The 16,743-nt window shown below is 44.3% G+C and carries 8 protein-coding genes; all 8 read right to left on the minus strand.

The genetic code is table 11. The features are described from left to right. Nucleotides 1–3: 3 nt before the first annotated feature. The 8 genes from ACN6KS_RS25845 to ACN6KS_RS25880 all read right to left on the minus strand — a co-directional run bounded on the left by ACN6KS_RS25845 (nucleotide 4) and on the right by ACN6KS_RS25880 (nucleotide 16,743). Nucleotides 4–1,809 (minus strand): sensor histidine kinase, encoded by a 1,806-nt coding sequence (locus ACN6KS_RS25845; protein WP_341135712.1) that lies wholly within the window; start codon nucleotides 1,807–1,809, stop codon nucleotides 4–6. A gap of 24 nt (nucleotides 1,810–1,833) precedes the next feature. Beyond that, nucleotides 1,834–3,366, minus strand: coding sequence for a response regulator transcription factor (locus ACN6KS_RS25850; RefSeq protein ID WP_094871812.1), 1,533 nt, complete (start codon nucleotides 3,364–3,366; stop codon nucleotides 1,834–1,836). A gap of 206 nt (nucleotides 3,367–3,572) precedes the next feature. Next, entirely contained in the window at nucleotides 3,573–4,625 is a 1,053-nt protein-coding gene (locus tag ACN6KS_RS25855) for a bifunctional transcriptional activator/DNA repair enzyme AdaA (protein ID WP_440960781.1), read from the minus strand. 18 nt (nucleotides 4,626–4,643) lie between these two features. Continuing rightward, on the minus strand, nucleotides 4,644–5,423 hold the full coding sequence (locus ACN6KS_RS25860) for an isocitrate lyase/PEP mutase family protein (RefSeq protein ID WP_094871816.1): 780 nt from the start codon (nucleotides 5,421–5,423) through the stop codon (nucleotides 4,644–4,646). Nucleotides 5,424–5,583: 160 nt separating this feature from the next. After that, complete coding sequence (locus ACN6KS_RS25865) at nucleotides 5,584–6,510, minus strand: EamA family transporter (protein WP_440962447.1); 927 nt, start codon at nucleotides 6,508–6,510, stop codon at nucleotides 5,584–5,586. Between the two features lie 223 nt (nucleotides 6,511–6,733). Beyond that, nucleotides 6,734–14,107: a pectinesterase family protein gene (locus ACN6KS_RS25870; RefSeq protein ID WP_440960782.1), complete on the minus strand. Its 7,374-nt coding sequence runs from the start codon at nucleotides 14,105–14,107 to the stop codon at nucleotides 6,734–6,736. An 81-nt stretch (nucleotides 14,108–14,188) separates the two neighbouring features. Continuing rightward, nucleotides 14,189–15,775, minus strand: a complete 1,587-nt coding sequence (locus tag ACN6KS_RS25875; RefSeq protein WP_440960783.1) for a glycoside hydrolase family 43 protein — start codon at nucleotides 15,773–15,775, stop codon at nucleotides 14,189–14,191. After that, the gene (locus ACN6KS_RS25880) at nucleotides 15,772–16,743 is read right to left on the minus strand and encodes a pectinesterase family protein (RefSeq protein WP_440960784.1); all 972 of its coding nucleotides are present in this window, start codon (nucleotides 16,741–16,743) and stop codon (nucleotides 15,772–15,774) included. The genes ACN6KS_RS25875 and ACN6KS_RS25880 overlap by 4 nt, the downstream gene beginning before the upstream one ends.

Genomic DNA, 16,743 nt, shown 5'->3' on the forward strand with positions numbered 1-16,743 from the left:
CTTCTAGCTATTTTTTCGTTCCAGGAGCTTTAGCGGAATACCAAACGTGACAACAGTTCCTTCATTTGGGACGCTGTTGATTTCAAAGCGAACCTGATCATCATAATATAACTCCAGTCTGCGATACACGTTGCGAATTCCGATATTCGTTCCTGAGGAGGCTTCTTCATTTTGAACATTAAATAATATTTGTTTAAGCTGGCCCGGTTCGATCCCTTTGCCATTATCAGAAATCGTAACTTGCAAACGGCCATCCACAATTTCCGTCTTAACTTTAATGATGCCGAGTCCTTCTATGGTCTGCAGGCCATGTTTACAGGAATTTTCTACTAACGGCTGCATGCTTAGCTTCGGAATTTTATATTGTAGCGACTGCTCATCGATCTCAAATTGATATTCAAATTTATCCCTGAACCGGAACTTCTCAATTTTTAAATACATCTCAATAAAGGTCATTTCCTCTTCCAATGTGACGAGATCTTCCTTCCAGCTAAGCAGTCTTCTAAGCAATTTCGATAAGCTCTTAATGATATCCGTTACATCCGAGTAATTATTTTTGGTACATACCACTAGGATAGCGTTTAACGTATTAAATAGAAAATGAGGATTCATCTGACTTTGCAGAAAATTCAGTTCAGCCCTTACCCTTTCCATTTCCAGACTATTCTTCTGAATCTCCAGCTTGTATACATCATTGATCAGAGAATTAATTCTAGTGGTCATCATGTTAAAATTACGTATCAATCCGCCAATCTCATCCTGACCTTCATCGATTCGAATCAAATCGAATTTCTCATTTGTTACCTTCTGCATATGCCTCGACAACCGTTTTACCCGATAATTGTAGGATCTCAACATCACATATAAAAAGGCGGTAGTAAGCAAGGTTACTATGGAGGCCAGAACACCTGCATAAATTCGAATTTCCAGTATTGCTTGAGCAATACGCTCCCCTTGTGTAACCCCTATAATTCGCCAGCCTTTTATATAACTGGCCCCGCCAACCGACACAATATGTACATCTTCCTTGCGTTCATCATCAAGTAGCTTGAACACCGGATAAGGATCTTTCGTCCCTCTCTGATATCCGCTCAGTGCAGACATAATGATTTCATCCTGCTCGTTCACCAGATAAAGACTCAAATAATCCTTTTCTCTAATAATGACGTCATATATTTTACTGAGATCCAAGTCGATTCTAAGCAGCTTCTCAAATGTATTCAATGAGCTGTATACGTCCATTCGTTCAATTACGCTCAAATAGGGGGCAGTAGAAGCCACATTGGGGGCCTCGCTCATATGATAAGCAGCAAGAAACACATGTTTATTCGCAACTCTGAACTGCTTGTACCATTCGCTCTCCTTTACCTTGTCAGTGATGACCTGATAGTTGCTGCCGGAAACAATGGATTCATTATTCGTAAATACAGTAATCCGTTCAAGCTGATTGTTAACTGGCATATAACTGTTCATCCGGCCTCGAAGCTGTTCGTCGAAGGTGTCATAAAATTCAATAGAGTTCCCATACCTCCGCTCTAACAATTCATACAGATTCTTATCTGAGGAAAGCGTGTAGCTGACTGCTACTCCACCCTCAATGAAATCTTGAATATCCTTTCTGGCTCTCTCTAAAGATATTTCTAAGTTCTGCTGTTCTCTAGATTTGATCAAATCGGAAATCCGATCCAAAAAAACAAGGTTGATAATAATAATAGGGAGGAGGACACCTATAATGTAAATGAGGGAAAATTTATAGTTCAGTGGAATGTCATTCACTACTTTTCTAAATCTAAATTTCTTTCTTTCCATATGAACACCTTGCTTCCCCTAGAGCTAATGGTTTTTATTTTCATTTTTATAGACGGATGGTACTACCCCTACAAGCAGCTTGAACTTATCAATAAAATAGTCTGTGTTTGAGAATCCCACCTGCACCGCTATATCCGATATTTTCAGTTGCGTTCTCTTAAGCAGACTTTTGGCTTCCTCAATCCTTTTGGCATTTAAATATTCACTAAAGCCCTGACCCGTTTGTTTCCTGAATAGCTGTCCCAAATAGGTAGAATTGATATGAAATTGCCGTGCTAAGTCCTGAAGCTTCAATTTATTCCGAAATTCACGATCCACATACTGAATCACCTTGTAAATCGTATTTCGTTCATTCTGCTGCTCTAATTCAGATAGATAGACTGTCGCCAGCGTACACAGACTTTGAACATAGCGGCTTAATACCAAATAATCATTTAATTCACCTAGATTCCCATACTCTAGCTGAAGCTTTGTCATCATCGTATCCGGTACACCATTCATTTGGGCAATATGTGTACAGATCGTAAGCTCCAAATTAGCCACTTGGGCTTGCACGACCTCAATCGTCAACTGATACTCTACAAAAGAGGCAAACGCTTCTTTTACACATGGCTGGATCTGTTCTATATCATTCGCCAAGACTTTATCCAGCAGCCGCTTGAAGTGATCCTCATGATGTTCTTTCTTCTTTAGGATTCCAAGCTCACAATAATAAAAGATTCCATTCTTTTGCTGATGTTTCTTTCGTTTCCATACATCAAGTGCCTGCGTATAGATTTCTCGAATCGAACATACCCCTATCAATCTAGTGCTAATCGCTAGGAGAACCGGTTCATGAAATTGTTCAGCGATATCCGAACAAATCTGGTTGACGATCGCGTCCAGATTCTCATTTCCTATAGTAGCTGACTGAAGAATGATCCCTGTTCTTCCCGATCGATCTTGAAAGAAACTAGTACATTCCTTGGGAAAATAGTCAATGATCCGTGGCTGGAATGGATTCATAGACGTGGCTGGTTCGATAAGAATACACATTAACTCTGCATTCACTTGAATGTTCAATGTGCTCCGGGTTAGATGCTCTAAATTTTCGTTATACTCACCTTGAATTAGACGGTTGGCGATATTGTTTACGATAAAAAATTGCTTCTTATCAAACGCCTCATTGGAAGCGATTTCATTTTGGATCATAGGCGTAATCCTGCTTAATAAAGAATCGATTTCTTCATCATCAATAGGCTTTAATAAATAGTCATTCACTCGTTGTTGCAATGCCGTACGTGCATAATTAAAATCGTCATACCCGGTCAACACCACAAATTTCGGAGGATTTGGCATCACTTCATTTAACTGTGCGATAAGCTCTAGTCCGTTTATAACCGGCATATTAATGTCTGTTAAGACCAATTCCGGTTTATATTCCTGAATAAGCCTCATCGCTTCTGAGCCATTTTGAGCTTCAGCACACACTTCAAAGCCATATTTCCCCCAGTCAATCATCGTTCTCAGCCCTTCAAGTACCCAGGGTTCATCATCCACGATCAGAACCTTCAGCATGATTTTCGCTCCAATCTTCTTAAAATAAGGCTGCGTTTTCTTATGAAAATATATATTATGCTATCATAATTGGATATTGTTGTGAATTCATAAATTTTCCTTCTTTTGATTAAAACAGTACTTTGGAGCCTGAAAAAAACATAAAAAAAACGACGTACCCAAACTTCAGACACATCGAATGTAGTATTTTTTAGTTGATAAGCTACCTACGAACTAAGGTTGTTCTCATGATGGATTAACCATTCTTTTCTTGCGATCCCGCCGCCATATCCCCCTGATTCACCGTTGCTGTTTATCACCCGGTGACATGGAACTAGGATTGATAATTGATTCGCTCCATTAGCCCTTGCTACAGCGCGGCAAGCAGCAGGATTGTTAATTTTCTCTGCAAGCTCCTTGTAAGAGACCGTTTGTCCTACAGGAATTCTCCGAAGTTCATTCCATACCTTTTGCTGAAAATCAGAGCCTATATAACGAATCGGCGTTCTGAATTCTGTAAGTTTCCCTTCGAAATAAAGATTTAATTCCTCCTCAATCTGCGCTAGTACGGGTACATTTTCAGGCAAAATAGTTGCATTTAAGCGGCTGCGTAGTTTCTTAATTTCGTTCTCAAGCCCTTTTCGATCCACAAATTCCAGCAGTAAAAGACACTCTTCATCTGAGATCGCAAGCATAGACCCTAAGATCGTTTCTATCCAGGTACAATACAATACTTTAATCTGCTTGGAATGATTGGGGACAGTCCCCATCGTTCGTGAAAAAGCATCCCTAAACCCATTACTCGAATCGTACCCGCTGTCCAGTTGTGCGTTAATAATTGAATCCCCATTCCTGATATGTTTGAACGCCAGCCCTAAACGTCTAGAACGTGCATATTCAATAAATGTCATTCCGAATTGCTTCTTAAATTGCCGGCGTGCTGTATTTGCACTCATGGACAGCTCATCAAAATCTTTATCTGTCCATTTTCTTTCCGGATTAAGCTCAATAGCTTCAACAAGAAGCTTAACCTCTGAAGACATTTTCGTGGGATTGGACAAAGGCTGGCATCTTTTACAAGGTCTATACGACGCTAACAAAGCTTCTTTGGCTGTTGCAAAAAACTCGCAATTTTCTTTATATGGCTTTTTAGCGGGACAAGTTGGCCTGCACATGATCCCTGTTGTCCTCACGCCTACGAAAAATACGCCTTCATAATTGGAGTTTTTTTCGACTAACATCTCATAATATTTATCGATTTGCTGTTTATTAGTGATCATAGTGTCGTTAGCTCATTTCTAAATAATGTGCGCGGATGGCTGCAGAATGGTTCGAGCGTCTTCTTGAAGATTATGCTGTGCCTGAAAGTAACTATACGGTCCATAGCTAATTCTTTTTACACCAAGCTCCTGTAATTCAGCATTTGAAATCATTCCGTCCATCACCATGACATTTACAGGCAGTGGTGACTGCTGCACAAAATGTTCTATCAGAATTCGATCGGTAAGCCCCGGAATAAAAATCCCATCCGCTCCAGCAGCAGCGTAAGAACAGGTACGCTCTATTGCTTCATTCACTAAATCCAAAGAATGCTTCCTATTTTTGAAAAAGAGATCGGTTCTGGCATTCATAAATACACTCTTTTGAAGTTTGACTGCCACTTGCTTTATAGTTCGAATACGATGACTTTGTTCCTCGATTGCCCATAATTCATCGTCCGGATGATTCACCTTTTGATCCTCGAAATTGATCCCACAGATGTCTAGCTGGAATAATTGTTCCATGTTATTGGCTAAGGACTCTACATCTACAGCATATCCACCCTCAATATCTACCGTCAATGGCACCGATACATGTTCTGCTATTCTTGAAACATACCACAGTAGCTGCTCTAATGAAAACTGTTCACCATCTGAATATCCCCATGCGTCTGCCATAGCGAAGCTACTTGTGGCTATAGCCTGTGAACCCGCTTGTTCTATCGCTTTAGCTGAGGCTACATCCCAGCAGTTATACAGGATTAGCGGATTTTCTTGATCGTGTAAAGACTTAAAATAGTCATAGTCGTTTCGGTTCATCAGTGGTCATCTCCATTAAATAGAATAGCACCACTATATAATAGCCGTTGATCCGCCATACCAGAAAAATTAACACCAATCTTTTTCTGCAAAAAAAAAACACCGATTGATAATCTCATCCTATAAGGACCTGATCATATCATCGATGCTAGTTTACAGTTTAAAGTTCTGCCTTACGGAGTGACGGTTTGGAGGATCGTTTGGGTGACTTTTTCCCTGTTCGCATCGGTATGATTTGTGGTGCAGCAATGCCGATCAGAACAACGAAAATTCCAACCCAGCGAAGTAGAGATACCTCTTCTTGCAGGACTAACACGGAGGCTACTACAGCTGCCGGTAACTCCGCCGCACCAAGAATCGTTCCCAGACCTGATCCCAGCTTCGGAACACCGATAGAAAAGAAAAGTACAGGAATAACTATACCAAGCAACCCTAAAGGAAGACCATACTTCCAAAGTCCGTCTGTAAGTGCTCCGTCATAAATAAAGGAAGGGGAAAAAACAACCATAATAATAATCATTGCACTTGTAGTCATATACAAGCTTTTATTCACAGCAGGTACCTGCGTAGCCACTCTCCCACTGACAAAAATATAAAAGGCAAACGACACCGCAGACATCAAACCGAAAACAATACCACTCGTAGTCATTTCGCCTACACTAGGTTCTAGAATCCCCCCAGCTAATATGGTTCCTATCAAAAGGATAACCATTGAAATTATTTTCTCTCGACTAGGCCATTTTCTATCTACAACAGCCTCCAGAATCACACCAATCCAAGTAAATTGGAATAAGAGAACAATCGCAATTGAAGCAGGTAATTGTTCAACGGCAAACCCATAGAAAATACCCGTCATACTAATGGTAATCCCCGCGCCTAATAACGAAGCACCTACCTTTAATCCGAGTTTTTTTCGGGAAAATAAAACAACTAACAAGAGCAGCATGCACCATCCAAAAAAGTATTGCGACCCGACCAGTTGCTGCATTCTAAATCCATCGTTCATTCCAAGCTTAACGATCGTAGACAGCGATCCATAACTACATGCTCCTATAAATACTAGTAAAGCATATTTGAGTAACTTCATATTCATCGTAATCTTCTTTCCTTTCTGTTGAACCGTCCTATTGAGCCGTCCAAATCACATAATAAAGCCCCTTGTCATCGAAATGACAAGGGGCGACTGAAACCAAAGAATACATCTTTGACAAAATTCCGCCACTCCATCCACTGGATAGAGTTTGGTTTATTTACTTATAACAATACGAATTATAATATGATAAATCACACAGGGTGTCAACTTGAAATGTTTACAATAACTGAAACAACCGATACACAATCACTGCTGCCTGAGCCCGAGTAGCATGTGCTTTAGGTGCAAAGCTGTCCTTGCCAACTCCTTGAATGATGTTTGCACCACTCATAGATTGAACAGCCTCTAGCGCATAGCCCGAAATACCAGATGCATCAGTAAAAATAGCTGACTCGCCTAACCCCGTTACCGGAAGCTTGGCGACTTGTGCCGCACGATAGGCCATCAATGCCATTTCCTCACGGCTGATGGATTCATTGGCACCGAAAGTACCATCAGGTCTGCCCTGAACAATACCAAGCTTCGCGGCGGCAGCAACAGAGCTATAGTACCAGTCATTCAGCGCCACATCCTGGAATGTACTTACTGCGCTGGCATCATCCAGTTCAAGAGCCAGCATCAGCATCTTCAGGAACTGTGCCCGAGTTACATCCAGCTGTGGTCCGAAGTTATGATCTCCTACTCCCTGCAGAATTTCTCTGGCTGCAAGAGCATGAATACTATTTTGTGCCCAACCTAGTCCAGCGATATCATTAAAAGAATTCTCTGCATACCCTACTGTAAATCTGCTGGAATCCTCTGGTCTAAATATCATCTGCCCTATTCCTGCGTTGTATTGGGAGTTTCTAACGACTTCCATTGTCCCATCTGCACGAATTTGGTAAGTTACTATTTGCTCTACTTCCGAAGTCGTCTTTGGTTTGAAATCCAATCCTACCTTCAGTCCACGTCCAAAACTATCAAATCGCTTACCATCAACAAAGAATGTAAATTCATAAATATCCCCGACATCGGTCTGAAGTACCAGTGTCTTTGCATCCACTCTGCCTACTACAAGCTTAATATTCGAAGCGTCAGATCCAGCCATTGCACGAAGCAGATCAGCATTTATTCTGAAGGTGGACAGACCCATATCTATTTCCAATGACTGCATACCATTTGTTGCAGCTTGTGCCAGTTCATGAGCTGGTAGGGTCAGTTCAACCACCGAGCTGTCCGCGGATGGCTTCACTTCAATGCTTAACCCTCCGCTCTGCATCGAGTTTATGGCTTGCTGTAGAATAGTCGCCGTGATCGTCGCAACAGCCTTGCCCTTCGTATCTGCTGTCACAGAAAGAATGACTCTCCCTGCGTTCACTGCTGCTTCCGGTAATTTCTTCGTCTCCACTGTTGATGATGAAGACGTATCCCCTGATTCTGAAATCTGAGTATCCGCAATAATCTCAATAGACATTATACCTGCAACACCTGAGCCATCTTTGGCCGTCGCCTTCACAGTTACTTTACCCGCTGCTATAGCGCTGAGCAGACCAGCATCCGTAATGGATGCGCGCTCAGCCGCAGATCCATCCTCATTGACCACCGACCATATGACCGAGGGATCTGATGCATGTTCTGGTAGGACCGTAGCCAGCAGCTGCAGGGTCTCCCCTTTTTTAATTCGGCTCACATTGTCTTTGGTTGCCACTTTAATTTCCAAGACTGATATCGGAATGATTCGAACAATGGACTGTGCCTCGTGCAGAATGTCGAATTCGCCATCTGCGTTCGAGCCGCGGAATGAGATAAATCCAAGCGGTACAGCCATTTCACTGGTCATCTTCTTGGCCTTAAAGATCATTTCCACGAATTCTGCATCGTCAGTCAGGACATTCTCTGCCTTGGTCCCGGTTACACTAACTCTTATTAGACCTGGAGTTTCTTGTTCAATATGAGTAATTCTCAATTCGTCTGGTATAGTCTGGACGGATACAAATTCTACACCCGTTGCATCGAATTCCAGCTTAAAGTCTACAGCATATACTTCTTTGTAGACGGAAGTAGTTACATTCGTGAGCCCGACACGATAAGCAAACGCTTGACCTGACGATACGGTAACAGGTCCTTTCAGCGTTGCAACAGGTAATTCTGCTATAGGTTCACCTTGACCACTGATGTTGATCTCTAGACTTCCTGTCACTCCACTGCCATCCGCCGCTCGTGCAGTCACTTGAATCGTCCCGTTTTTTCTGGCTGTAAGCAAACCATTCTCATCAATAACCGCCTTATCCGTAGAGGTTATACCATCAGAATCAGTCACAGCCCAGCTAACATTAGGATTCGTCGCATTCTCTGGAAGAACAGAAGCTGCCAGCTGCAAAACCCCACCCTCTGAATCAATGCTGCTGGCTCCATCTTTACTCTTTACTGTAATTGAAGACACATGTATCGCAGGAAGCTGTGCTTGATTGACCAAGATTGTTGATTTCTGCGGATTCCATCCATCATTCCCACCAAGAACGGCCTGAATCGTATAGGCTGCTGCCTCTTCTGCCGTTAATTGCTTAGACCAGCTATAACGTAAAGATGCGTTACCTCCCTCACCATAGCTCAAATACTCGGAGAAACGTGCTGTCTTGGATCGACCTTCATACCATTCATGCCATCCAGTCGCACGAATATGTGCATCCATCTCCGTGTTGATGAAGATTGAGCTGCCATAATCTCTCCAGGGTCTCCCCAGATCCACTGTTCCAGCAGCTACACCATCATTCGCTGTTAGCTGATTGTTGATGAACACATAGCCTGGCTTACCTGATTCAGTGGAAGGTGCAGTAACATAACCGGCACCTGCACTTTGTATCACATTATTCTCAAATACCGCAGGAGAATTACCGAAAATGAAGTCTACCGTACCTTGAATATGACTGTCGACGAAATAGGCTCTCCCCTTATCCGCGAACAGGGTATCCTGATATCCAAGAAGCTTCACATTCCGGTATACACCCCGGTCCCCTTCAGCATACAAAGCAACTGCCTGACCAGCATTCAATCCTGCACTATTCTGAACCGTCATATTCTCCAGTGTAAAATCTGTTGCCGCAGCTTTCAGTGTATAGCTGCCACTGGTGCCCACTTCTTTGCCATCTGAGCCGATGGTTTTGGCTGAATCTCCATTAACAAGAACGGTACCCTCTCGGCTCTCCCCGATCAGGTTGATCTTCTTCTTATTAGAAGGAACTAGAACCTTCTCATTATAGATGCCGTTCTTTACCTTAATAATCGTGGTTATGGCATTATTATCAGGCGCTGCCTGGATGGCTTCATTAATTGTCTTATAATCTCCTGCCCCATTCTGATCCACGATAATCACAGGAGCTGGAACGACATGAACCATCTCGGATGGAACACTGGCCCCCTTATCTCCGATGGCTATTACCGCATATTGATAGGCATTACCGTTGGTTAATTCTTTATCGGTATAGCCTGCTGCTTCAATCCCTTCAGCTACGACCACATAGTTTCCCCCGCTCTCCGAGCGTATAATTTGGTAGCTGCTCGCTCCATCAGCTGCGCTCCAGATTAGACGAACTTCATTGTTGCCCGGCTCTGCCATAACTTCTTGTGGAGCCTGCGGCTGACCGAAGTTCTGGTATGAAACCGCTGGGGTAACAGCTGAGTCCAGACTACTACGGGTACCGTCTGTAGCCTGGACCTTGTAATAATACGGCGTGCCGTTTACTGTCTTGCGGTCAATAAAGCTTGTGCCGCTTATATCAGCACCAAGCACTTCATAAGGTCCGTTCGAAGATAAAGCACGTTTAACTATATACTGGCTCGCATCCTCGATCACTGCCCAACTCAATGTCATCACACCATCACCAGCTTGAATGGAAACCACCGGCGTTTCCAAAGGAGCTGCCGGAGTGGCAATAACAGGCTCCGACGCTTTGCCTTCTCCGGCAACATTTGTCGCCGATACAACATACCGATAGGCATGCCCGTTGGTTAGTCCTCCAATACGATAAGTTGTTCCGACGATGTCTTTTGCCACAGGTTCATAGCTGCTTATGGCTTCATTCCACTTCTTGATAGAATAGCTTGCTGCATTCTCCACCACATCCCAGCTCAGATCTAGCTGAGTATTCCGACTTACAGCAGCAAGTGACTCTGGCGCTGGCAATTTCACCGCAAGTGCGGATGGGATAACCCTAATTTCATTAGAATTCCCTGATTCACCCGTAGGCGCCATCGCGGAGATCACATAATAATAAGTAGTTTCATTGGTTACCTCTGTATCAATATATGATGTCTCTGTAATAGCACTAGCTATGGTATCGTAAGGCCCCCCACTCGTAAGGCTTCTCTTAATATTGTAAGAAGTCGCACCTTCAAGAATAGGCCATTTCAGCTGAGCTGCTTCGTTCCCCGGGAGACCTGTCAAACCAAGTGGCGTTTCGATCGGTTCAACATACACTTTAAGATTATCTAAATAATAATGGCCTGATCCTCCACCCGGCGTCTTGGACAAAATACGACCAATACCATAGCTGGCAAAATTCGTAGTTGTAAACGGAAAAGCGCCAGCAAGCTGATCATCGATGTATACCTCTACTTTATCATTTTTCACATCGACCTTTAGCTTAAGGTTATACCACTGATTCAATGAATAGGAATTCATCAGTTGATGATACTGGCTGCTCCCTCTGCTCATAGTTAATGTAAACTTGTTCGAGGCCTCAGGAAGCGTTGGCTTTCTGCTCTCGATAGAGAACGCCGTTTTGGTACCGTCTGTACTCTGGGCTTGAAGGAATACTGAGGTTCCCGATTCTGACGCAAACATAAAGTCAGTATCAATGACTAACGCACCCGTAATGGGCGCGAATTTACGGATAAACTGCACATTACCGTTTGCTGCATCATACACATCCAGTACTTTGGCTGAAGTATTCCCCTTACTGCCGGATGGTGTGGCAGATACGATAACCTTTTGCGCTTCAGTCTGTGGTTTCGGAGTGACCTCATAATATTCAGGAGTCACACCCACGTCGACCTGCTCATAGTCCTCATCTACGTAATAAATATTCCCAGCCTCGCCGTTAGGCTCAGCGCTAGCCTCCATGGAATCGAAGCTTTCTCCAAGCTCATTCACCGCACTAACTACGTAATAATAGGTTTTCCCTGGGCTCAATCCAGAATCCTTATACTGGCTATCTAGGACATCTGTGCTGATCGTCTTGTAGGGACCACCTGAAACCTCACTACGTTTAACACTATACGATTGAGCAGTTTCTACCGTCTCCCAGTCCAGCTTCACCTTCTCCTCGCCTGCTGTTGCCGTAAGTCCACGAGGAGCACTCGGAAACTTATCCCCAAGCGAATTTAGCTCCACACCACTGAAGACAGAAGTATTATATCTGTTAACCTTGTTGTCTACTTTTGCTGCATCGGCTCCAAGACCAAAATAAACCGTGTCACTAAGACCAAGACTTACTGTACCGACCTTACTCCAAGTTAACTTATCTGGTGATATTAGGCCCGTCACTTCATTACCAAGACGAACCAATTTAACCCAATAAGGCGTATTGATGAAGCTTTCTGGCTCGGTTTTTATTACCTTGGCCCCTTCAGTAGAACGTGTAATTAGAACGCCTTTCTTGCCATATTTAACATAAGGGATCGCCAGCAAAGCCATCTTGGCATTATCCTTGAGGCCATCACGAATCATGACTCCTGCTTTAGCATAATCATCAGTCGGTGTCACGGAATCAATTTTAGCGATAATTTCTCCGTTGCCTTTCAGGGTTTGATAAGCAAAGTGAAAGTTATCAACCGCGCTTTCGCTTTCCGAAGTAGCTCCGATAAGTCCAGCCGACTTGAGCGTGATTTTGCCACTCTCCGGATGAAGTGTGGTCTGTCCGGCAATCCCTGGATGGCCAATATCCACTGACGTCCACGGGAGCGTAGAGCCTATTGTATTAACATGAATAGCCACGTTATCCGATTGTGTCTTAAGACCCTTATGGTCTATGGCCTGAACAACGAGGTAATGGGTCCCGTCTTGAACATTGTTCCAATCGAAACTGTAAGGTGCAGTGAGATCTTCCCCTAGCTTCACACCATTTACAATAAACTCCACTTTAGCAATTCCATCGCTATCACTCGCAGAAGCAGTTACGTTCACCTTACTACCTGACTCAAAGATTTGATTATTCGCAGGATAATTGATAGCGGTTACAGGATTATCTATGTGCTCCCCCTCTGCTTCACCTTGAATAATTAGATCATTCAAATATACTTCCAGATTGGTGTAACCTTCCATAGAAAGCGTCGTTCCATTGCGATCTTCAGGATCGGAAGGAGACAGACCTTTCGCCAGCTCCCATGCGTCATCCATTCCATCATGATCACTATCCACCACGCTTGATGCTGTCTCTGGATAATCGGGATACCCGCCAATTTCAATAGGAGAATTAATATGCTGCCCGGTACGGTTCTTCACATCATTAATGACTCGTGCATCATAGGCATCTCGTCTAGGCAGAGTGGCTCCCGCATCAGCCAGTACATTTACGTAAGCCTCCTCCGCTGACACCGCTTTATACGGATTAGGCATCGTTGCAGGCTCTGTAAGCTTAGAGATATTGGAGAACTTCTGCACACCCTTCCAATTGTCCGCAGTAACTTCCGTACTCCCCTCCATTATGTTCCCATCAATAAACAATCTGGTTTCTGGAGCCACTTCCCCGAACAATTGTTTATTCACACTGCTGTAGGTGTTTGGTCCATTTTTATAGTAATTATTAGTAATGTTATATCGATAATCCTCTGCTCCGCCACCATAAGTCGAGGCGAATCCCCAGTTATAAATAACGTTATTGGTCATCTCCGTCAGATCAATCAGCTTGGTGATCGTAGGTAATCGAGGGTTACGACTCGTACTATGAGCGATTAAATTATGGAGATAGCTGGCATTTTTACCACCCCAAATCCCCCCGTAACCATGGCGACCTTTTTGATGGCTAGTCATCAGCATACTTTCAGCAGATATCGACCATTGCACAGTAGTATTCTCGTTATCGTACAGACTGACCACTTCATCCACGGACCTGCTGAATGAGCTATGGTCAATAATAATATCCTTATGGTATCGTGATCCAAAGGCATCATCTTCACTAGCTACCCGGTCTCCTAGCCGGAAACGCATATACCGCATAATAATATTGTCCGCCTCAACAGATGTTGTGTAGTCGGTAACTGTGATCCCGTCACCTGGAGCCGTTTGCCCGGCAATCGTCAGATTGGAGCCGGTAATCTTGAGGGATTCCTTCAGATGGATGGTCCCTCCCACACGGAAGACAATAGTCCGATTGCTTTGGCTTACCGCATCGCGGAAAGAACCTGGAATGGGTGTTTCCTTGAGACCGTAATCAGCCAGCGTCGTCACTTCATACACAGATTGAGCTCTTCCACCGGTTACATATTTCCCGCCACCTTCCGCGCCGGGAAAGGCAGGAAGCGCTTCCAAATATGCAGCTTCAACACCCCCAAACGGTATACTTGTTGCGAGAAGACCTGCGACCAGCGCCCCAGATAACCATTTCCTCTTCATACAAGACCTCCTACTATCTATTGGAATAGGAAAAGGGCCTGATCCATTTGAAGCAGAACCCCTTCCTTAGTGAAGCCGTGTTTATTCCTTGCCCTGATAACGGAAATGAGCAAAATCAGCACTGCTGCCACCAGACTGCTGCATATCATGCGCTGCAATCCCAACAAAATTTCCAGTGAAACCACCCGATAAGAAGCTGATATTGTATGGATTGCCAAACAGCTTCCACTCCGTATCCTCACTGGTTTGATACATAAATTGACCCGTTACTTCCTTCACCTCAACTGCGATTCGAAGTGCTTCTCCCGCTTTCAGTCCAATCCTTACAGGTTCCGCAGTGAACTCATCCCTCTCACAACGCATTAACCGCAAGACCTTTCCAAGCCCTTCTTCATGACTGATGTACGCATACAGATAGTTATCTTCATTTAAGTATAGGAGCAGCCCCGCCATCTGAAGATAGCTAGACGGTTCATATTCAAGCGCTGTTTCTGCACGGAAACTCTTATCGGTCTGACGAATAGCCAGAATATGATGCTCAAATAGACTTTGTACCGATTCCCCAGCCCTGATCCTTAGCCATCCCGGTCTTTCAGCTAGAGAACACCAGCTTTCATTCCCAGGAATTCGTAATGTATTCCAGTTTTTTTTCAGCTCTGGACCGTTAAAGTCATCTTCAAACGCAAGTATCTGCGCTTGTTTGCGTGCTTGCGTCCCTTTAGGTGCAGGCACCTCTAGTAGCGGTGTATTTCCGCCAGAGGTTAGTCTTAGCCAGCCATCCTCATTCCAATACACCTGCTGAATAGCTGTCTCTCTCCCCAGAATGGCGAACTGACCTTCCAGTGGACGGGTGCACAAATGAGCCATGTACCACTCCCCATCAGGTGTCTCAACTAGACTTCCATGGCCTGCACATTGAAGCGGAAGTTCAGGATTATTCCGAGAGGTTAACATCGGATTGAGCGGATCGACCTCATACGGTCCGAGTAGCGCTTTAGATCGCGCCACGGTTACCGCGTGCCCTGATCCGGTGCCCCCTTCCGCCGTAATTAAATAGTAATAGCCTTCCCGCTTGTAAATATGTGGTGCTTCTGTCTTCTTGAGCGATGTACAATCAAAGATCTTAACGGACTCTCCCCTTAATTGACGCTGCTCAGGATCGTATTCCTGAATCACAATACCGCAGGACTTATTGCCTTCTGTGATGCGGTAATCCCACAGCTCATTCAGCAGCCATTTTCGCCCATCCTCATCATGATACAGAGAAGGATCAAACCCGCTGCTGTTCAGATAAATCGGCTCAGACCATGGACCCTCGATTGACTTCGCAGTCATCAGAAAGTTGTGGCAATCTTTAAAGGGCCTTTTGGTACTTTTTACGTCGGTATAGATCAGATAGAACAAGCCGTCATTATAACTAAGCTGTGGTGCCCAAATACTACAGTTGTTTGGATTGCCACGCAGATTTACCTGATGGGTTAGTACATCTGTACAATGCTCCCATTCCACCAAATCAGTTGATTGATACACACGCACACCAGGCAACCAGCCAAACGAGGAGACGACGATATAATAAGTTTCCCCTGCTCTTACGATACATGGATCTGGATTAAACCCTCTTAATACCGGATTGCGGATAACTGCGGTTTGTATATTGTCTGTAATCATTGTTGTGCTCCTTCCGAATTCCAAAAATTATTTCCTTTGAAAACTACATTCGCACTTGGCATCTCGTCTTCCGCTTCATAATATTGCACCCATTCCACACGCTGACGCTTCAAGCTGTTGGCATTCCGGATCCCGTGTTCTCGATAGCGGGCCGTTCTACGATTCGCTTCATTTCCCCAGTCGTTCCATCTCTCAGGATGAATATGAATTCCCATCAGACAGTTCACATACTCGGCAGCGGCATGCTCCCGCCATGGTCGCCCTAAATAGACATTCACTACATTGTCTGCTGCCGTCAATACACATTCGTTAAAAATATACCCGTACTCGGATTCTTTAGGTGTGGAAGCTGCGGTAATATAGCCCGGCTCGCCGTTTGAACGGCTCAGACTATGCAACTCACAATGCTCAAACCACGCCGTCGCACCACCAAAAATATAATCCACGGTCCCTTCTATTCGGCAGTGCTGGTACATCTGACGGTAATGGACATGATGTTCTCTCAAGGGAACGCCGCCAAAACCTCCACCCTTCTTCGAAGCAGACGGTAACGGCCCCGTAAACAGTGTGTCCTGATGCCCTTTAAAGGTGCAGTAACGAAAAACCGCTTCATCACAGTGAGCATATAGGGCAATGGCCTGCCCGACTGTATCTCCCTGTCCAGCCGTATTCGAAATGATCAGATTCTCCAGTGTCAGCCTACGCCCGCCCAGAAATAAGGTCGGGGTTGCGAACGTGCCAATTTCCTCTCCGTATTCATCCCTCTCCTTGGCATAACGGTTCATCCGAATCTCAACCGCCCCTATTCCAATAAGGGTTAGGTCCGAACGGTAAATTCGCACCTCTTCTTCATAGAGGCCTGACAAGATATATAAGGTTTCAGGCTGCATTGGAAACTGCTCTTCAAGAGCATCAACAGCCTCTTGAAGGGTATGATAATCGCAAAAATCTTCTTTCCCCACCAGCAA

The organism is Paenibacillus nitricinens, from assembly GCF_052056485.1.
Classification (GTDB): Bacteria; Bacillota; Bacilli; order Paenibacillales; family Paenibacillaceae; genus Paenibacillus_AQ; species Paenibacillus_AQ nitricinens.